We start from the raw sequence: 19367 nt of genomic DNA, 5'->3' as shown, positions 1-19367 counted from the left end.
TCAGAGTGTTGTATCTCGCCACTGCGACAGGGCAGCGTTTGCGCTCTCGGTCACATCCCACGTCCACGCCCAGGCCCCCGGCGCGCCCAGCAGGCGAAGCGCCCGTTGGAATTGCGCCGGTATTGGATGTTCAAAAGACAGAGTCCCTGCCTCCCAAGTTGCGCGCTCGGGCGCGCCAATCGCACGGCCACGCGCCAGTAGCGCCCAGTTCCACTCGTCCCAATCGAACAGATCGAGCGACTGAACTTCCGTCCCTGTGACCAGAATAAGGATCGGATGCCATTCATTCGCGCTACGTCCCGGCCGCACCGCACACCATGTCCCATCGGGCGCCGCCGTCTTCCATCTGCCAGACACGGCAGGCTGGTTGTAACGTCCGAACCGCCCTTCATGTGTCCCCGGTGGATCGACCACTGCACGCAATTGGCCCGCATCGAGGGGTTGTCCGTCATGGCGCAGCGACGCGGTCAAGGTCGCCCAGAACTCGGCAAGCGCGCCATCGCCCGTGCCGCCGGTCCGCCGCACAAGATGGCGCCGATAGCCAGGCGGGCCGATAAAGGCGGCTAAGTCGATCGAGGCCGCATGCTCGGCGGGCGCCGCCCCGCGCCGTACATAGCCATGTGTCGAACGCAGCGTCGGCGTCGGCGTCTCCGCATCGTCATGCCCGAGAAAAGCATAGTCGTCTGGAGCGATGCTAACCCATTGCGGGCGCGACAGAACGAGACTTGCCTTGCCGCTCAGACGAACCGGGGTCAGGTCACCGACTTCAATTAACGCATCGAGGACGTCGCCAACACGGGCGCGAACCAGGTCTTCGGCAAAGCCGGCTGCGAGGAATTGACGATGCAGATAGGCTGTCACTCGGGCACGTGCCGGCGATTGCCACGCGCGCACGCAGCCTCGGCCTGCATCAGCTACCGAACCAATCGCCGGTCCGCCATCGGCATGGGCGGCAAACCCCAGCCGACTGCGCAGGCTTTCTGGCGTAAGCGCTTCAAGCATCGGTGCGACTCGCCACATCGGCCTGCTCGAGCACGCTGCGGATGCGCTCGTCATGGGTGATGAGGATCAGCACATGCCGTGCGCGGCTGCACGCGACATATAGATCGGCCGGCCTGAAACCTGGGCTCAACGCGGCGAGATCGTAGACAATGACGACATCGGCCTCGAGCCCTTTGAACGATCGGGCGGTCGAGCACAGCACGCCTTTGCCGGTGCGCCAGTCGGCGGCCGAGGTGACGATGCGAGTGCCTGCGACCTCGCTCAGGCCCTTGAGGCTCCCGCGATCCTTGGCGGCAGGGCCGATCAGTACGATCTGTTTGGGTAACAGCTTCTCCGTTTCGAGCAGGCGGCGCAGTTCGCTCGCGACAAGGCCGGCCTGTTGGGCCGGCACCGCCGCGCGCAGCATCCGCACGTCGACCCCGATCGGCGCACCGGCTGGCGACAGCGTTTCCAGCGCCACAAGTTGGGCGCTCATCCGGGCAATGCGCTTGGTGTTGCGGCAATTGATGTTGAGCGCGTAGCGCGCTGGAAAATCGAATGGTGGTGGGCTCGCTTGCTCGCGCAGGCTCTGCGCCAAGTCCATGAAGACGAAAATCAGGCCCTTGTCGCCGTTCTGGACCAGCGGGAACAGGGCGTACCACCACAGTTCCGCAAAATCCTGCGCCTCGTCCACGACGAGCGCGCCGTAGCATGGCTCTTCCATAGCGAAGAGGCTGGCGCTGGCCGCTTCTAATGTGGTTGCGGCTTCCTCGTCCCAGAATTGCCTTTGCTCGGCCGGCGACGACGGAATTTCGAACGGCAGCCCGGCCTCGCCTGCGAGTTCGGCCGCCAGTGCGTGGAAATGGTAGACATCGACCAGCTTGGCCACTTCCGCGCGATCAGGATCGGCGGCAAGCTGCTCGCGAATCCACTGCGCCAATTCCTTATTGTAGCAAACAAAAAGGCATCGAATGCCTTGGCGCGCGAAGGCCAACGCACGTTCGACCGCGAGCAGGGTCTTTCCCGAACCGGCAACGCCTTCAATGAGCAGTTGCGGGTTGGCGAACAGGCCGCGGAACGCGAGGGCCTGGTTGTCAGTCAGTTCGAGCAACTTTTCGCGACCGGCCGCGATCTGCGGCGAAAGCGGCCGCATGATCTGGAAGCGCGGCAGCAGCACATCGAGCATTTCAATGAATTCGCTGCGTTGGAGTTTACCGACCTTCTGTGGGAAGGCGTTGAACGCCTTTTCTACCATCCGCTCCAGTTCAGGCATGCGGTCGACATCGATCAGAATCTGGTCAGCGACATCGAGCGGTAGCCCGCCGCTCGCGCGCCCGTGCGGGAAGACGACAGCGTAGCCGTAGACATATTTATTCGACTTGAGCCTGCCGCCGGTGCGCTCCTCGATCGCGTCGGTCAGCGCGTGCATGTTGCGGCGCGCCTGTTCGAACGGATTGGTGATCGGCTTGTCGCGCTTGGGCAGCCTGCGGAACCATTGATGGCCGCGCGCGAACATCTCCTCGCCGCCCTTTACCTCCAGCACGAGCAGCCCATAGTCGGGATGGAAGATGACGAAATCTGCCTCCCCTTCGCGCAAGGGGGCGTCGGCATCATCGCGATTGGGGCGCAGCCAAGGTAGCGAATGCACCACCCGGTAGGCGTCGGGCAGTTGGTCGCGCAGCGCGATATAGACGTCGCGCTCGGAGCCGTGGATGATCTGGTCGGGTGCGACATCGGGGATCATGATGGCCATGGTTCAGGCTCCCAGCACTTTATGGAAGGTGCCGAGAAACTCGATGACATCGGCATTGACCTGTTCGGCCCGCGCGGTCGGGCGCAGCGAGCCATAGACGACGCGGTAGCGCTCCATGCCGCTGTCCTTCATGCTCGAACCGACAATCCCGAACGTGACCTCGCTCGACGACGCTTGGAATGATTTGTCGTCGGTGCGCCGGATCAGCATCGGCAGCTTGGTTGGCGCGTTTGCCCGGGAGAATACATGCCAGGTGCAGCGCGCAAAGGGGCGCGCGTCGCCTAATTTAGCATTCTCCATCGTCTCGACATCGAGCCTCACGATGAAGCTGCCCTCCGGCGCATCAGGGACATCGGCATGTTCCTGCGTTGCGGGCAGATCGTCGCCAGACCCGGCGAGGGCGGACAGCGAGCGGTAGACCGGAACGCCAGCATCGGCCCAGGCGAAAGGTGGCTCGTCGCTAACCGATCCTGACGAGGCATCGAGCGCCTGCAGGATCGCGGCGGGCAAGGCGCGGTCGACCAGCAGTTGATCAAGATAGCGGTCGGAAGCGTTGCGGCCGCGCGCGTGAGCACGTTGCGAACCCGGCTGCTCGCGGATGAGGGGATGGCTGATGACAAGAGTCCGTCCGCCGAAATCGGGCAGGCGCAGTTCCCCGGCCTGCAGGCGCTCGACTGTCTCGCCTTTGTCCTTAAGGTCGGTAGCGAGCAGGTCGAGGAGCCGGTCCTCGACGACGTCCGGTACCCACGGCCGCTCGCCATAAAGAATGTGCCTCAAGAAGGTCGCACCGAGATGACGGTCGAGATCGGCATGATCCCAGCGGTTCTTGTGCGACCTGAGGCAGGCATAGCAGGAGGAGGAGCATGTGCACCCCTCCAGCAATTCGAGCGCGAGCCTGAGCAGTTCGCCGGGATCGCGCGCAGCTGCACGAACAAACCCGGCACCGCCCGGCGCGGTGTCATAGAGAAAGACCTCGACCTCGCTGCCGCGCGCGCCGCCTTCATTGAGCGCGGCGCGATGGCCGCCGCCGATATCGGCGGCATCAACGTCGAGCAGGCCGGCGGCCGCAATGCTCAAGGCTTCGGCTATCGTTGTCAGCACAATGCGTCCGGCGGTCGATCCGGCGGGCACGTGGAGTTCGGGCGCGAGCTTGAACGAGAACAGGGCGATGTCGGTCAGGAACTCATGTCCGAGAACGATCGCGCGACCGCGACCGTCGCACAGTTCGGGCTGCTTGCCATGGTCGGGATAGGGCCGCTGATGCGGCTTGCTGCCGGCGAGCTTCCCCTCCGCCCATCCCGTCGGTTCGGTGCGGCCGCAGGCTGGGCAATAGAGGAAGCCGGTCTCAGTGGCGCCAGGTTTGCGCACCCCGAGATTGGTCACCATTAGCGTCTGCTTTGACGCCCATGCGGCGAATCCGCTGCCATCGAGGCGATCGAGTTTGCCCAGTTCATTCTGTTGCTCGAACTGCGGAGCGCTGAGCTTCGCTCGGGTCGGGCGTGTCGGGAGCGGCGTTTCATCGCCGGCCAGCTCGACGGCTTCGTCGTGCGGGTGCGCAAACCCGACGGGGACGATCCAGCGCTCGGCCGGCCCCATGCCCGCCTTCTTCTTGCACGCCGGGCAATCCTCAGTGTCGCCGCGATGGTGGGCGTCATCGATGTCTTCGAGCTTCGCATAGCCGCAGCGTCCGCACTCGTAGTAGAGGCGCTGCGCGCGATAGGCGTTGATGCGGTCTTTTTGAAAACCGGAGTATATGGCCATCGAGCGAAACTTGCGGCCATCGACCCAGACTTCGCGCCCCGGGGCATATTGGCTGAGCGCCTGGGTCAGGCCCGCCTGCGGCGAATAGGCAATCTCCGCACGATAGGCAGTGCTCGACGGATCGAAGACAGTGAAGGACACGACGTCGGTAGGGAAGGCATAGCGCGGTAGAACCGCCTTGCTGAACAGCCGGTCGAGAAGGTTCTGCGGTTTGAGCGGCGCCTCGGGATTGATTTCGCCGGTTTCATGCGCTTCCTCAGCCGGCGTGTCTTCTGCGGGCGTGTCGAACAGGTCGGCATCGCCACCATAGTCTTCGATACCGAAATCGAAGGCCGGGCCCTCCTCGGCGACAACCACCGGATCGGTCGGCGCCAACGCGACGTCGCCGGTGCCGGCACCGACAGATTCCAACGCGACGAGCAGCTTTTGCGGAACGCTGGTAAAGAAGGCGTCCGGATCGCCTTCGATCGCATCGGGCGGAATGACATCGCGCAAAGCGTCATCGATCAGGCTGGCGTTGGACGAGAGCCATGCCGTGAGGCCGGCAAAGGTGAAGCCTCTGGCATCGGGGTCGCGGAACTCGGCCAGCTTGCCGAGCGACTCGAAGATGTTCGACGCCTGGGCATCACCATCGGTGGGAGGCGTCTCGACCCGATCCTGCTGAAACAGCGAAAGGATCAGTGCGAACGCATGGCGCTGAACAATCTCGCGATTGTCGAGGTTAAGCACCGGATCGGGAACCGGCCCGCCCACCATAGCCTGCGGGTCGGCGAAAAAGCGCTGATCGTGGCTGTCCGAGCCGGCGAAGGTCAGAACGGTCGACAGCGAAGAGCCGCGCCGTCCCGCGCGGCCCGCGCGCTGCTGATAGTTGGCTCGGCCGGGCGGAACGTTCCGAAGAGCGACGGCGGTCAGACTGCCGATATCGATGCCGACTTCCATCGTCGTGGTGCAACTGAGCACATCGACCGCGCCGGCCCGCTCGCCGCGCGGTCCTGGTACGTCGAGATCTTGAAAGCGCAATTCATACCATTCGGCGCGCGAGAAGGCCTGATCCTGACCGGCGTCGTTGAGCTGGGCGGTGTGTTCTTCGGCTACGAAAGGATAAGGCACATAGCCCTGATGGCCTTCGGCCTCGAGCCGCTCGACCAGCTTGCGATAGAGATATTTGCGCGTGCGAAAGACCGTGTCCTGCCTCGGGTCCAGGGAATCTGTATCCTTACCACATTTGACGCAGGTTACGCCCATGATGGCGTTTGCTGGTTGTGCCAGCGTGCAATGGCCGCAGCGCCGCCAGTCGACCGCGCATTCCGGCTTGAGGCGGACCTTGGCGGCGTTGACGAAGAAGCCCTGCGCATTGTGATTCTGGGCGAAGGTCGTGGCGAGAAAGTCTATCCAACTCGCATCCGGCCTCGCGTTCGCACCGAACTGGGCACGGTGCCACTTCACGGTCAGCAGCTTTTCCAGCACCGTCGTATATCGTCCGTTGCTCCGCGTGAGCGCCGGCCCATCTTTGGAGTCGATCCATTCGCTGGGCGTGCCTTCGACAAGGACCGACCCAGCAGAAAAAGAGAGGCTGAGCCATAGGTCGAGCAAGGCGCGACGCTTTTCGTCGTCGGTACCCGAACCTGCCGGCGGCACCGGCAGCGCCTTCAGCCGCTTAAGTTGGTTGTCGGTCAGCACGGCCTCAGGGGCGGCGAGCGCCAACGGCAACAGGCCGGTGTGGCGGTTGGCAAGAACGCGGGCGAGAGGCGCCCGGACCGACTTCACATGGGTCTTGTTCAGCGTCGCCGCGAGATCGCGAAACTCCGTGTAGTCGCCGTCGTCGCGGATGAACCCATGGAGCTTGCGCAGGTCGCGCGCGAATTCCTCATGCTCTGCCCCCGGCAAGCGGAAGTTAACGTCGAACTTCGCGCACGCAAAAAGGATTGCTGGATAGGCGTAGCCGAGCGGCACCGGCTCTCCGAATCGCTCCTCCAGCATACGCAAGCCCGCCAGCAGCAGTGGCCGGATGCTGTCCTGAAGCGAGAAGTTCTTGAGCTTGCCAGATAGTCGCGATGCCGCCTGGCGACCATCGGAAAAGATCAGCGACTTGCGGCCCTTGAGCGGCGAAGTTGCTTCGACGCGGGCTGGCTGATCGAGCAACTGGACGCTGATCAGTTCCTGGAAGGGCTCGTCGCCCTTGGTCTGGTGATCCATGATCTGCGATCCATTGGCCTCGCAGTGCGGACATTTCTCGAAATGCCCAGGTTCGACATCTTTCGCCGGCCGCGGCAGCCAGATTTCGCGCGCGTCGGGTGACTTGGACCCGACACGACCGGTAAGCGGATCGAGAAAGCTGCTCGTACAATATTTGTCGGCGTCGAAGCCCGGGTCCTCCAGCAGGATTTGTACCGGGCGGACGACACCGTCCATATCGTCGATATCGCCGATATCCTCGGCCCAGAGGAAATCGGGCTGGCTGGGGTTGAGTGCGAAAGCGTTGAAGTAGGCAACGCCGCAATCGCGACAGGTGTGAACCTCGAAGACGCGGGCGCGGCAGCCGCACTCGCGTGTAGATTGGGAATAGAGCATTCCCGTCGGACCGGGATCGATTCCCTCGGGAATGTGGCTGCAGGTTTCGTCGGCGCAGCCCCACAGCCCCGGAAGTCCGCGAAACAGCGCGTGGACACGTGCCGCGAGCAGTGGCTGTCCATCGGGCTCAGCCTTGGCGTAGGATGCAAGCTCCAACAGCGCATCGGTCGCTTCTGCCCTGATCTTCGGCGCGAACTCGCCTTCGAAGAGCAAGGCTCCCATTGCATCGAGAGCGATCGGTGCTTTCGGCTCTGCGGTCATCGCGTCGCTTTCGGCGGTCGCGCCACCCGTCAGGTTGACCAGCCGACCGATTACGGAAAGGCCCTGAAGGGCGGCGTGGACCGCGCGCTGCAATCCGTCGCGATGCACGACTGCCTCGCCATTTGCGATGCTGATGTCGGGCCGATCGGCAGAGCGACCGATGCTAACCCCATCTGGAGCAGCGACCTCGGTCAGCGCCAGATATTCATAGGCAGTTTCGACTGAACCGTGCGGTTTGACCGAGACCGTCTCACTGATGGGCGCCAGCGAAGCATCGACGCCGCTGACCGTCACCGTGACCGTCTTGGGGGTCGCCGATGCAACGACCAAGCGCTGCGTGGAGAGGGTGTCCTGCCGAAACCTCAACAAGGGAGCGAGCGCGTCAATCCTTGCGGCGGGATTGACATCCTTCAATTGCTCGGTGCGGCAAGCCGCCAGCGCGGTAGCAAGCGGAAGGTCACCGCCGGCCGAAGGTAAGCGCGCGTGCTTCTTGCCGCGCAACACCTCGATCATATCGACATCGCGCCCGACCAGACTGCCGATGAACTGCTGTGCTGCTTCGCCATCCGAAAAAGACGCGCTGGTCGCGATGACCTGCATTCGATCTGGCGTGAGGCCCAGACGATTGCGCAGGCGCCGGATCAGCAACGCCACCTCGGTGCCGCTGGCGCCTCGGTAGAGATGGGCTTCGTCGAGGACGAACAGCAAACGCTCGTTGGGATTGTTCTCGAAGTAGGCTCGCGTCCGCTCGAAGATTGAGCGCTCGATCGGCCGCAAGAGCATATATTCGAGCATCGAATAATTGGTGATGAGCAGGTCGGGCGGCTGATCCTGCACCTCATGACGCAGCAGCAGTTCCGGATCCTCGGGTCGCTCGATAGCTCGCTGAAACTTCTGGTCCGGCCCGAGCCAGCGTTTGCCGCTGCCTAGCCACTTGGTCATGCCATTCTCGCCATCGGCGTCGCCCGGCTTGGCAGGCCATCGTCCCAGCGAGCGCAACTGAGCGATCTGAGCGGCAACGCCTTCGTCGGTCTGTGCATCCCGTTCCAGGTCGCGATAGAAATTGAGACTCTTCAGGCGTCGCTTGTTTCGGTCCTCGGTACGCTGGCCAGGATATAGCGACCGGCCTGTGTAGCGCGCGAACTTCGCAGGTCGGCCAGCCTGTTCGGTAAACCATTCCCGGACCGAAGGCGCGCCTAGGAGGCGGCGCAAACGGCCCAACTGATCGTTCACCAACGCGTTCATCGGATATAGGATGATCGACCGCACGGCACGCTGTGAGAATTGCCCGGACTTGGTCGCCGCTTCATCGGCGAGTTTCATGAGAATCGGAAGCAGGAACGTCTCGGTCTTGCCTGAGCCGGTTCCGGTGGTGGCCAGCAAACATCGACCTGTAGGATCGGCGATGATCTCGAGCGCCTCTGCCTGGTGCGGATAGGGCGGATCGAAGACAAGGCGCCCGCCGGTTTTTGTGCCGAGAAGCGTCAGGAAATCCTGCGCTTGCCGGGGTATGGCGAGGTCAGCGAACTTCTTGTCGCCTTGATAGATTGGCGTGCTTTCGATGTAGGCGCGCTGTGAGATCGTGCCCGGCTGATCGAGTATCGAGCGCCGCAAATCGACCAGGCTCGGGTGTGAGATATGGTATGTCGCCTCAATATAGGCGCTTAACGCCCGATGAAGGTTTCCAAGTTCGCTAAACATCCAGCCCCCAAGTCAGGCATGCGGCTACCTGTTGGGCCGTAAGGCCATAGCGCTGCGCGCGATGCAACAACCAGCTGCGTTTTTAAGGAAAGCAGCGCGCACGTCACCGTCGAAGCGCCCGTACGGCTTGCCAAGCTGCCAATCGGCGGTGTGAACAGGCGTATCATCGGATTTTTTCTGATGGCTGCAGTTCGGGACGTCGAGCGCTACTTCACGCAAGTGTTGCTCGGGCCGCAGCGCGCTCGCCGTGTTCGAAAGCATCGGCGAAGCTGTCGAGGTCGGCACTGGTCATGCCGAGCGCACGCCCCTCATCCTGCCAACTCGCAACGGCGTGGACGACCTGCGCCAGCATCTCCTTCGCGCGTTGCGGGGTGATGCGGAAGTACGGCAGCACTGACATCAGGGCTTCGATCGTCGCTTCAGGCCCGACTTCTTCAGAGACCCAAGTCTTTAGCTCGCGAAGTCGCTCGGGGAAGGGATTGATATCGAACGCTGGCGCCAGCCGCCATAGGCCACGGTCCACGTGCAGGAAACCGTGGTTCATCAGATGATCGTCGACGTTGGTGATGAGGATCGAAAAGGCGATCCTGCGCCATAGCTCCTCGATGTCGGCGGTCGGAGCGCTCCCGTTCACACGAAGCGCATCGACGATCTCGGTATAGGCATGCTCCTGCGCGTCGCCAGGCTCCGCCCCGATCATCGTCGCGGCCGAGACGTACATGAGCCGCCCGCCCCCCGCGGGGCGATCAAACCGACGGATCAGCGCGATCGCGTCGCCATCGCTGTCGATCAGCCGGGCGTCGGCGGCGTCGATCCCGGCGCGACGGGCTAGCCGCATCGCCAGCACCTCCCCTCGCGTAACCGAGCGCTCGTCGGCGACGCTTGGAAACTTGCCGATCGACAGGCGCCCTTCGTCATCGACAACAGTGCATTTGGGGCGGAGTCCGCCGAGCGACGTGCCGCGACCGCGTAGATAGGCAAGGTCCGCTGCGGTTTCGGTGTTCGTTTCAACCGCCCGACTGGCGGCCAGGAGGTGGCCCAATTCGATCAACGGCGGCGTAGTGCGGCGACCATCCTCGGTCGCCCGCTGGGCAACCCCCTGTTCGTCGACAAGACGTAGTGCGCCCACCCGGCTGACGTCATCGACCGCCAACAGATAATCGAGGCCATTCAGTGCCCGAGGATCGACCTCCTCGCCGCGGCGGCGGGCGTCCTGCCGCCGCTTGGCATGGTCGCGCTGGATGACGCGCTTTCCCCATCCGTCCGGTTCGGTATCGGCGATGGCGGCGTGGAAGACAGAGCCAGTGCCCACCTTGCGGTGAAACTGCGGGCCGGCGACTAGCGGTAGCGCGGGCTCAAGGGCGAAGCGGTCGGGCTCGGCCAGCCAGCCGGCATCATATTCGAAGCCTGCGCTCTCGCGGCTCCCCTGCTGATTGTAGTGCAGCAACCCGACGCCGCGGGCTTCGTCGCCGATCTGGATGCCGATCGTGCGCCTCACAGCGAAACCGGCGGCTTTGGTCTGCGGACCCGCTGGGGCATGCGCTCCACGTCGAGCAACAGACCCTGCTCGTCGTTCCTGGCGTCGAGGATCTCTCCGAGGCTTTCGCCGAAACCCAGAACGAAGAAGGTCATGGCGTACGTGCCCAGCGCGACGGTGGGATCGCCTTTCTCCAGTTTCAGATACGTGCTCTTGGCTACACCGATCCGTTCGGCCATCATAACCACCGTGAGGCTGCGCTTTTTGCGCGCCAGAGCGATATCGGCGCCGAGCTTCGTCAAGCTGCGCCGCACGCGGGGCGGAAGGGTATCAGCGATGGTGGATCGCATTTAGCGTCTCATATAAGCGCCCATCGGGCTAATACGGTGCGTTATAAACGACCTTAAGTTAACAGTCGAGATGGCGATTTCGAGATGCGATGCCCGGATCCTACAGGGCGGATGTGGGTGTCTGCTCGAGCGACATCGGCAGACACGGCAATCTCACACAGAGCGTTGGCCGTAGCGGCTTGCTCTTCGGGTGGCTGGCACCGCGGGGCGGGGCACGTGCAAGTCGCATGGCACGGGGCTATGTCGTTGGTCTACCGATCAGACCGAGCAACCTTCACGAGGCAGAATGAAAGCCCTAGACGCCCTGAAGGCTGCACCCCCTGAGGTGCGCGCAGCAGCGCTTGCCGTTCTCGATCAGGTGTCGGCGCCACTGACCGAGCGACAGCTCGCCAGCGCCTTTCGCGCACAAGGCATCGGGCTGCTCGATGCCAAACGCATGGCACGAGCCCTGCGAAAGCTCGATATCATCGCAGTCACCCCTCGCGGCCCTTGAAGCTCGAGCATTGTGGGCTTCGGACTGGCACGGACGCGCCCTGTCGGGCTACATTCGAAATTGCGCCAAGAACCAGGCGCGGGAAAGTAGACGATCATGACAGAAGCGACCTGGGGTGAAAGCGCAAAGACCCCCGAGATCAACTGGCGGATGAGCGCGTCGCTCGAAAACGTCCCGCGCGGCGATAGCGACGTCGCTGAAGTCACCAACCTCGCGCGAGCAGTTCGCGATTGGCGCGGATTGGACCCCGAGCATCAAGCCGCGGCCGTCCTGACGGTAGAGCATCCTGTCCAGATCGAGGGCGCCTCCAGCACGACCTTTACCGGTGAGGGTATCGCAGCACTGGCGGAGCACCTGCCGGCTTCCAGCCCAACCGAGGAGTAAGCCGGCATGGCCAATCCCAGCGTCCGTTTCGAGATGGGGGACTATTACTGGGTTGCCGAACGCGAGAGCGTCGGCTTCACGGGTACCACCAACTTAGGAGTCGTCGAATTCCTCATCACCAGCGAGGCTCTGACGCAGCTCCTCGATCCCGATCGCGATACGCTCGATTCCGAAACTGCCCTCGAGGTCTTCATCGAGTTCGAGAGCGACATTCACCGCATAGCACAGCGCGAATTCGTCAAGCGGCTCGGCGGGGAGCCCCCGATCCTGCTGACCGCAGCCGACGTAGAGGGCTGAAGCCGTGGCGGAAGGAAGCGCCAGCTGGATCGATCCATGGCATCCGACGGGCACCATCCCCGAGGTGCCTCAGCCAAGGATGCGGGCGGCACGCTTTCTCACTGATCCAGCACTTCCTCATATCGGCCTGCGCGGCGCAGCTGACGGACAATGCCGTTGAACGCGGCGGTCACACCCTGCGCCCTGCCAATCTCATTTTCCTGACGCGCCGCATCCCAGTAGAGCTCAAGCGGCCAACGCTCCGGGCAATGCGGTAGCAGGCACCGAAGCGCCAATCGAACCTCCACGCCGTCCACGCGCGTGTCCGAGCAGCGGGCGACGCCGCTCCGCAGGATATGGACCGATAGCGCAATGACGACGCGCTGGTGGCGAGCAAGCTTTGCCATCGCTCAACGAAAGTCATGCGATTTGAAGCGAACTGCGTCCTCGGGGTCCATGCCCTCGGCGTGCGGCGGCCAGTAGCAGTTGCGCGGCTCCGGCTTCCAACCCGCGTCACCCCGGTCAGGCGATCCGGCATGCTTGGCCCCATCGCCGCGGCCGGTTCGATGGGGGAACGACATCTCGCCCACGCGGTGCAGCAGGTCACCATGGTCGATGATCCGGTCGCAGATGACGTGGATCACCTCGCCCTCTTTCTGCACCCTGCCCTTCATGCCGATCATAGACGCGGACATGATCGTGCGGCGTTGCCGCTCGAACCGATCCGGCCACAGGATGCCGTTCGCGATCCCGGTTTCGTCCTCGATCGTGATGAACAACACGCCCTTGGCCGAGCCGGGCTTCTGGCGGACCAGGATGATCCCGGCGACCTCGACGTGCCGGCCATCCCGGATGTTCGCGAGTTCCGCGCATTTGGTCACGCCACGCCTGGCCAGCTCACCCCGAACGAACGTCAGCGGATGCGCCCGCAGCGACAGCTGCAGCGAGCGGTAATCCTCGATCACCTCGCGACCGTCCGTCAGCGGTCGGAGGTCTACTAACGGTTCGATCCCTTCGGCGCTGATCGTTTCCGCCGCGCGATCCGCAGCCGCGAACAGCGGCAGCGGCGCCTCGCCAAGGCCCCTCACCTTCCACAGGCCCTGCCGCCGATCCGCGCCGAAGGCGTGAAACGCATCGGCATCCGCCAGCTTTTCGATCGCGGCACGCTGGACGCCGGATCGACGCCACACGTCCTCGATGGAATCGAACAGCGTCGTGCTGCGTGCGCCTACGATCGCGGCACCGTCGGCGTTCGACAGCCCGCGCACTTGGCGAAGCCCGAGCCGCACCGCGAGGTAGCGGCCGCCTGTCGGCTCCAACGTGCAGTCCCAGCGGCTCGCGTTGATGCACGGGGGCCGGACCTGGACATCGTGCGCCTGGGCGTCGCGCACGATCTGCGCGGGCGCATAAAATCCCATCGGCTGGGCGTTCATGAGCGACGCGCAGAAGACGTCGGGATGGTGATGCTTCATCCAGCTCGAGGCGTAGGAAATCTTGGCGAAGCTCGCCGCGTGGCTCTCCGGAAAGCCATAGGAGCCGAAGCCTTCCAGCTGGCGGAAGGTGCGTTCTGCGAAGTCGCGCGGATAACCGCGCGCGACCATGCCCTCGACGAGCTTCTCCGAGAAGTGCGATACGCCGCCGGTGACCTTGAACGTCGCCATGGCGCGGCGCAGCTGATCAGCCTCGGCAGGCGTGAAGCCCGCACCCACGATCGCGACCTTCATCGCCTGTTCCTGGAATAGTGGAACGCCGAGCGTCTTCTCCAGCACCGCGCGGAGCTCCGGCCGGGGATATTCGGGCTTCTCCAGCCCCTCGCGCCGACGAAGATAGGGATGAACCATGTCGCCTTGGATCGGCCCGGGTCGGACGATCGCGACCTGGATCACGAGATCGTAGAACCGGCGTGGCTTCATCCGCGGCAGCATCGACATCTGCGCGCGGCTCTCGATCTGGAAGGTGCCGAGCGTGTCGGCCTTCTGGATCATCGCGTACACCGCCGGATCGTCGTCCTGGAGGTCGGCCAGGCCGACGCGGATGCCCTTGTCGTGCTCGAGCATGTTGAAGGCGCGATTCATGCACCCGAGCATGCCGAGGCCGAGCACGTCGACCTTCATGAACTTCAGCGCATCGATGTCGTCCTTGTCCCACTCGATGATCTGGCGATCTTCCATCGCTGCCGGCTCGATCGGCACGAGATCGTCGAGCCGGTCATGCGTCAGGACGAACCCGCCCGGGTGCTGGCTCATGTGGCGGGGCACGCCGATCAACTTGCGGGCCAGTTCCAGGGTCAAGCGGAGCCGCCGATCGCCGATATCGAGGTTGAGTTCCTCGACCTGCTTCTCACCCACGCCTTCGGCGGACCAGCCCCACACCAGCCCCGCCAGCGAGGACGTCAGGTCTTCGGGCAACCCCAACGCCTTGCCGACATCGCGCACCGCACCGCGCGCGCGGTAGCGCTGGACGACCGCGGTCAACGCGGATCGATCACGCCCGTAGGTTTCATAGATCCACTGGATGATCTCTTCGCGGCGCTCATGCTCGAAGTCGACGTCGATGTCGGGTGGTTCGCGCCGCTCGCCCGACACGAAGCGTTCGAAGAGAAGCTCGTGCTTGATCGGATCGATCGAGGTGACGCCTAGCACGAAGCACACGCACGAGTTCGCGGCCGAGCCACGCCCTTGGCACAGGATGCCGCGGCGGCGTGCTTCGCGCACGATCGCATAGACGGTGAGGAAATAGGGCGCGTAACCGAGCTCGCCGATCAACCGCATCTCGTGGCCGATCTGGTCGGTATAGGCAGCCGGCACGTTGCCATCGAACATCCGCTCGACCGCCTCGGTCGCCAGCTTCTGCAGCGCGTCCTGCGCACTCAGGCCATCGATCAGCCGCTCGTGGGGATATTGATAGGCCAGCTCACCAAGATCGAAGGTACAGGCCCGGGCAATATCGACGCTGGCGCGCAGCGCATCGGGATAATCACGAAAGCGCCGGACCATTTCCTCCGGTGATTTGAGCGCGCGATCGGCGTTGATCTCACGGCGGTAGCCGAGCTCATCAACGGTGCACTTCTCGCGCACGGCCGTAACCACGTCCTGCAGAAGGCGGGCTTCGGGCGCATGGTAGAGGACGTCGCCGGTTGCGACCGCGCGGACGCCGGCGCCGCCAGCCTGCCTAGCCAGCGCATCGATACGGACGGCGTCGTCCGGCCGCCGGCGCTGGAACAGCGCCATGTACCCGCGTCGGCCGTAAACCGTCTTCAGGTCGGCAAGTGCCGCAAGGTTCGCCTGATCCGCCTCGTCCGGTAGCAGGATAGCGATGATTCCCTCCGACCATGGCTCAAGGTCGTGCCAGTGCAGCAGGCAGCCCCCCTTCCCCGCCCGCTTCTTCCCGACGGTCAGGAGCCGCGTGATCCGTGACCAGGCGGGGCGATCGGTCGGATAAAGGATCAGGCGGCGCCCGCAGGAGAGATCGACACGCGTACCCGCGATCGAGCGGACGTCGGTCGCCTTTTGCGCCTCCCAGGCGCGCACGACGCCCGCCACCGTACCGATGTCGCTGATCCCAATCGCGGAATACCCGAGCACTGCCGCCGCCGCGAACAGCTCGTCGGGGCTCGACGCGCCGCGCAGCAGCGAGAAATGGGTGAGCACCTGAAGCTCGACATAGGGCGCGCTCATGCGAACACGCCGTGGATCCACCAGCTGAGATCGCCGGTATCATCATGTGTGCCGTCGCCGCGCCGGAATACCCAGAAACGGCCGCCTGCCTCATCCTCGACGCGGTAATAGTCCCGAACCGCCCAGGTCTCGGCGTCGCGGCGCCACCATTCGCCGTGGATCCGCTCGGGGCCATCGCCGGCGACGACCTTGTGCGCTTCGCCACGCCACTCGAAGCGCCGCGGCGGTTGGTCGGGCAGCAGCGCAATGACGCCCCATAAGGGCTCTGGCCTGGCGAAGAGCCGAACCGGCCGCCGCCATGTCGGCCACCCTGCCGGCATCTCGACCGGGTCGGCGCGCGCGACCGCTCGCTCGGGTACATGGCTCGGGATCGGCGCGATCCGATAGACCGCATTCGGGCCGATGCGGCCGGCGACGACATCGACGAGGCGCGCGGGATCGCGCACCAGAACCTCGCCAGCTAGCACTGCGCCGAGATCCACTGCATCGAGCGGCTCGGTATGCGGTGCCACCAGCAGGAACTGCTCAAGCCCCAGTCCGGGATCGATGCGCTCGATCCTGAGTTTCATGAGGCGCAAGAGATGGGAGACATCACGTGTCGGCCGCGATGTCCCGACCGCAACCACCTGTTCGGTTCCATCGACACACAGCCCCGTCAGGCGGATCGACCGCGCACCAAGCCCCCTCGCCTGCAGTACCTCGGCCAAATCGCCGAGCAGGTCCTCCATGACCTGCGCGATCGCCTCGGCCGTGCCGATCGGCTCGAGCAGGCGGCGCTCGACGGCTGGAACCGTGACATCTTCGCGCGGCGTTATCGGCTCCGCCACGCCGCCGAGCGCCTGATCGAGCCGGGTGATGGCGGGCAGGCCCAGCCGCCGCGCGAGCGGGCCGCGCGCGACCGGCAAAAGGTCTGCGATGGTTTCGAAGCCGAACCGCTTGGCCGCGCTGAGCGCCGTGCCGGTCAGCCGCAAGGCGGCGATCGGTAGCGGCGATATCGCTCGTATCGTCCCCCCCGCGGGCACGATCATCAGATCTTCCCGGCCGTACCTTGCAAGCGCGTGCGCAGCGCCCGGCGTGTCGGCGACCGCAACGCGCGCGGTAAACCCGGCGCGCTGGCAGAAGGCGCGCAGGCGTCGGCAAAAGCGCTCTTCTCCCCCGTAGAGGTGATCGCAGCCGGCGAGGTCAAGCCACAGGCCATCGGTCGGCGTCGCGGCCGCAATGGGCGACCAACGCCGAACGGCAAGCAGCGCGAGACGGTCGAGCAGGACCGCGTCCGCCTCTGGCTGGGCGGGCCGGAAGTCGAGATCGGACACCAGAGCGCGGGCATGGGTCGCGGCCATTCCGACATGGATACCGAGCGAGGCCGCCGCAGCGCACGCCGCCACGACTTCCTCACGCCGCCCGACCTTGCCGACAAGCGCCAGCGGAGAATGAGCGGTTGCGGGCCGTGTCACGATCATGGCCGGTCGGGTGACCGACTGGCTCTTGTACGGATGGCTCGCGGCTTCCGATCGCCGTCCGAGTTCGCGCATAGGCGGCTTCGCATGCGCCGGAAGCGCCGCTATCTTGCCGGCAATTTCGGCCTTGGTAGGCGACTGCGCCCGCGCCCAGCGCGCACCCGGCCGCCATCCGCCACCCCTGGGGACAGAACATTCACCCGGTTCGTCGTCGACCGGAAGCGGGAGCGCTAACCGCTCAGGCCGCGGCGTGGCGTGCCGGTCCAGCCGTCTCAGCCGCTCGATGGCCAAGTGCGGCAGGAACAGCGAGACAACCCGTCTCATCGCACCCCTCCACGATCAATGAGAAGGACCCGCCGGTGCGTTGGCGCGCCAGCTCGACCGACCAACGGGCGCGTCCCACCCCGGCAACCGCGAGCCGCTGCGACGGGGCGCTGGCGACCCGCCAGCGCGTCCAGGCAGCGGAGGGCTCGCCGAGCGGGTCTTGCGATCGGCCCCGCCAGCGGCGCAGGAGCAGTACGGGAATGTCGGCTTCCGCCGCGACAAGCTGCAGGCGGCGCGTGGCGACCATCGAAACCTTTGCCGCCTCGGCCACCACCGCTGCCGGCGTACCATCCCGGATCGCGTCCTCGACGACCGCCAGAAGTGCTGCGTCGTCCTTGGGCTGGGCGTAGATCACGTTCGCCGAGGACAAGCCGGCTTGCGCCAAGCCGGGGGCGTAGAGATCGTTCCGGCAGCTTGCCCAAAGCACCGGGGCACGAGTGTTCCGCGCTTCTCGCGCGGCGACACCGGCAAGGAACAGCGTGGCAGCCGCATCATCGACCAGGGAACAGGTGCGTGCGGCGACCTCGTGCAGCGCTCCAGCCCGAAGCCCTCCCCCGTTCAGACGATTGTCCAGGCCGCCAACCCCGAACGGCAGGACGCGGTAATCGGCGAGCGGCATCGCGATGCTTCGAAGATGGGCGATGCTCTGGGGAAGCGAATCGAGGACGGCTGACATGGTGGCTAGACTCTACGTGTTCGCTTTATGTTCCGTTACCGTCGACGCTTGGTCAACGGATTTATGTCGGCCGGATCGAGTCTTTGCACTTGACCGCAGCCGAGGGCCGGACGGTACGGAGTCGTAACGAACACGAGTTCTACAGCGCGATTTCGATTGAGTTGCCAGTATCGCCGCGCACGATCACTAGCCTCGGCACGAAAATTGACGGTACGCACCGCGTGGAACAGTTACACAACAGACCAAAAACAAACCGAGAAGATTTCGCTTTCGTTCTGCCATCGGCTGACTCATAGAATCGAGATGCCGATCCGCCCTGAAAACCGCTGGCTTTACCCGATCGACTGGCGCCAGCTGTCGGACGTGATCCGGTTCGATCGGGCCGGCGCGCGCTGCGAGCACTGCTCGAGACCGCATATGCGTCGGGTCGCACATCTTGGCGATGGTCGCTGGTGGGATGCCGATGCCGTGTGTTGGCGCTCCGGCCGTGGCAAGCGGATCGCGCTCAAGGGCGGCTTCAGTCTGGCGTCGGTACGAACGACTTATGTCGTGCTGGCTTGTGCGCATCTCGATCACGATCCAGGCAACAGCATGCCCGGCAATCTCGCGGCGCTCTGCCAGCGTTGCCATATGATCCACGATGCGGTCGAGCATCGATGGCAGCGCTGGTGGAACGTCTTTCGCCTGCGCGCGATCCGCGACCTGTATGAAGATCCGCGCGTCACGCGAGAGCGCAGCGCGCAGTAGAAACTCGGCCGAAGGCTTTGCGTTGGCTCGGGCGCCAGCTCGGCGATCGCCCCCTACCCGCACCCGGGCTGATACACCTCGACCATGTCGTGATTAGCCAGTTTGCGGACCATCGAACGGGCGCCCGCGACTTCGCATCGTCGAGCAGCATCATTGTATCGGCGCTCGGCACGGCTAAGGTCCGGCCAGATCCACAAGGGAGAGTAAGTAACATGAACATCGGTGAACTGGCGAAGGGCGTCGCTGGGACGACAGGCACGAGCGAGGCAGAGGCCAAGGCCGCAATCGCCGCCGTGTTCGACCAGATCGCAAGCGCGGCCGCAAAAGGCGAAGAAGTCTCGATCGCCGGCTTCGGCAAGTTCTCGGTCAAGGATCGTCCCGAGCGCCAGGGCCGCAATCCATCGACCGGCGAGGCCATGACGATCGCTGCATCGAAGAAGGTCTCGTTCACACCCGCCAAGGGTCTGAAGGACAAGCT

Annotated in this window: 14 protein-coding genes; 5 read left to right on the top strand and 9 right to left on the bottom strand. The window is 64.5% G+C overall.

Annotated elements, in window-relative coordinates:
- From OXQ95_RS17210 to OXQ95_RS17190, 5 genes are all read right to left on the bottom strand, one after another.
- Window positions 1-1002 (bottom strand): hypothetical protein, encoded by a 1002-nt coding sequence (locus OXQ95_RS17210; protein ID WP_267382706.1) that lies wholly within the window; start codon window positions 1000-1002, stop codon window positions 1-3.
- The gene (locus tag OXQ95_RS17205; RefSeq protein WP_267382705.1) at window positions 995-2734 is read right to left on the bottom strand and encodes an NERD domain-containing protein; all 1740 of its coding nucleotides are present in this window, start codon (window positions 2732-2734) and stop codon (window positions 995-997) included. Before OXQ95_RS17205 ends, OXQ95_RS17210 begins: the two co-directional genes overlap by 8 nt.
- A 3-nt stretch (window positions 2735-2737) precedes the next feature.
- Window positions 2738-9028, bottom strand: a complete 6291-nt coding sequence (locus tag OXQ95_RS17200; RefSeq protein WP_267382704.1) for a DEAD/DEAH box helicase — start codon at window positions 9026-9028, stop codon at window positions 2738-2740.
- 211 nt (window positions 9029-9239) lie between these two features.
- Window positions 9240-10526 (bottom strand): HipA domain-containing protein, encoded by a 1287-nt coding sequence (locus tag OXQ95_RS17195; RefSeq protein WP_267382703.1) that lies wholly within the window; start codon window positions 10524-10526, stop codon window positions 9240-9242.
- Window positions 10523-10855, bottom strand: a complete 333-nt coding sequence (locus tag OXQ95_RS17190) for a helix-turn-helix domain-containing protein (RefSeq protein ID WP_121905617.1) — start codon at window positions 10853-10855, stop codon at window positions 10523-10525. Before OXQ95_RS17190 ends, OXQ95_RS17195 begins: the two co-directional genes overlap by 4 nt.
- Window positions 10856-11141: 286 nt before the next feature.
- On the opposite strand from OXQ95_RS17190, the gene OXQ95_RS17185 reads away from it, so the two are divergent.
- The 3 genes from OXQ95_RS17185 (at window position 11142) to OXQ95_RS17175 (ending at window position 12029) form a co-directional block, all read left to right on the top strand.
- Entirely contained in the window at window positions 11142-11348 is a 207-nt protein-coding gene (locus OXQ95_RS17185) for a hypothetical protein (RefSeq protein ID WP_267382702.1), read from the top strand.
- A 96-nt stretch (window positions 11349-11444) separates the two neighbouring features.
- Complete coding sequence (locus OXQ95_RS17180) at window positions 11445-11732, top strand: hypothetical protein (RefSeq protein WP_121905615.1); 288 nt, start codon at window positions 11445-11447, stop codon at window positions 11730-11732.
- Window positions 11733-11738: 6 nt separating this feature from the next.
- Window positions 11739-12029 carry a DUF1488 family protein gene (locus tag OXQ95_RS17175; RefSeq protein WP_121905614.1) on the top strand — a complete coding sequence of 97 codons (291 nt, stop codon included), beginning with the start codon at window positions 11739-11741 and terminating at the stop codon, window positions 12027-12029.
- 98 nt (window positions 12030-12127) lie between these two features.
- On the opposite strand, the gene OXQ95_RS17170 is transcribed toward OXQ95_RS17175, so the two are convergent.
- The 4 genes from OXQ95_RS17170 to OXQ95_RS17155 form a co-directional block, all read right to left on the bottom strand.
- Complete coding sequence (locus OXQ95_RS17170) at window positions 12128-12415, bottom strand: hypothetical protein (RefSeq protein WP_037533385.1); 288 nt, start codon at window positions 12413-12415, stop codon at window positions 12128-12130.
- 3 nt (window positions 12416-12418) lie between these two features.
- Window positions 12419-15685, bottom strand: a complete 3267-nt coding sequence (locus OXQ95_RS17165; RefSeq protein WP_267382700.1) for an error-prone DNA polymerase — start codon at window positions 15683-15685, stop codon at window positions 12419-12421.
- On the bottom strand, window positions 15682-17217 hold the full coding sequence (locus tag OXQ95_RS17160; protein WP_267382699.1) for a DNA polymerase Y family protein: 1536 nt from the start codon (window positions 17215-17217) through the stop codon (window positions 15682-15684). Before OXQ95_RS17160 ends, OXQ95_RS17165 begins: the two co-directional genes overlap by 4 nt.
- A gap of 163 nt (window positions 17218-17380) precedes the next feature.
- Window positions 17381-18142, bottom strand: coding sequence for a protein ImuA (locus tag OXQ95_RS17155; RefSeq protein ID WP_267382697.1), 762 nt, complete (start codon window positions 18140-18142; stop codon window positions 17381-17383).
- A 204-nt stretch (window positions 18143-18346) separates the two neighbouring features.
- On the opposite strand from OXQ95_RS17155, the gene OXQ95_RS17150 reads away from it, so the two are divergent.
- Together OXQ95_RS17150 and OXQ95_RS17145 are read left to right on the top strand one after the other, a co-directional pair.
- Complete coding sequence (locus OXQ95_RS17150) at window positions 18347-18889, top strand: hypothetical protein (protein WP_267382696.1); 543 nt, start codon at window positions 18347-18349, stop codon at window positions 18887-18889.
- 212 nt (window positions 18890-19101) lie between these two features.
- Window positions 19102-19367, top strand: a 266-nt coding sequence (locus OXQ95_RS17145; RefSeq protein ID WP_037533376.1) for an HU family DNA-binding protein, incomplete at its 3' end; no start/stop codon positions are given.

Origin of the sequence: Sphingomonas sp. GC_Shp_6, from assembly GCF_026540835.1 — a bacterium.
GTDB lineage: Bacteria > Pseudomonadota > Alphaproteobacteria > Sphingomonadales > Sphingomonadaceae > Sphingomonas.
The sequence above is the reverse complement of the archived record's forward strand: the minus strand, read 5'-3'. Positions and strand labels throughout refer to the sequence as shown.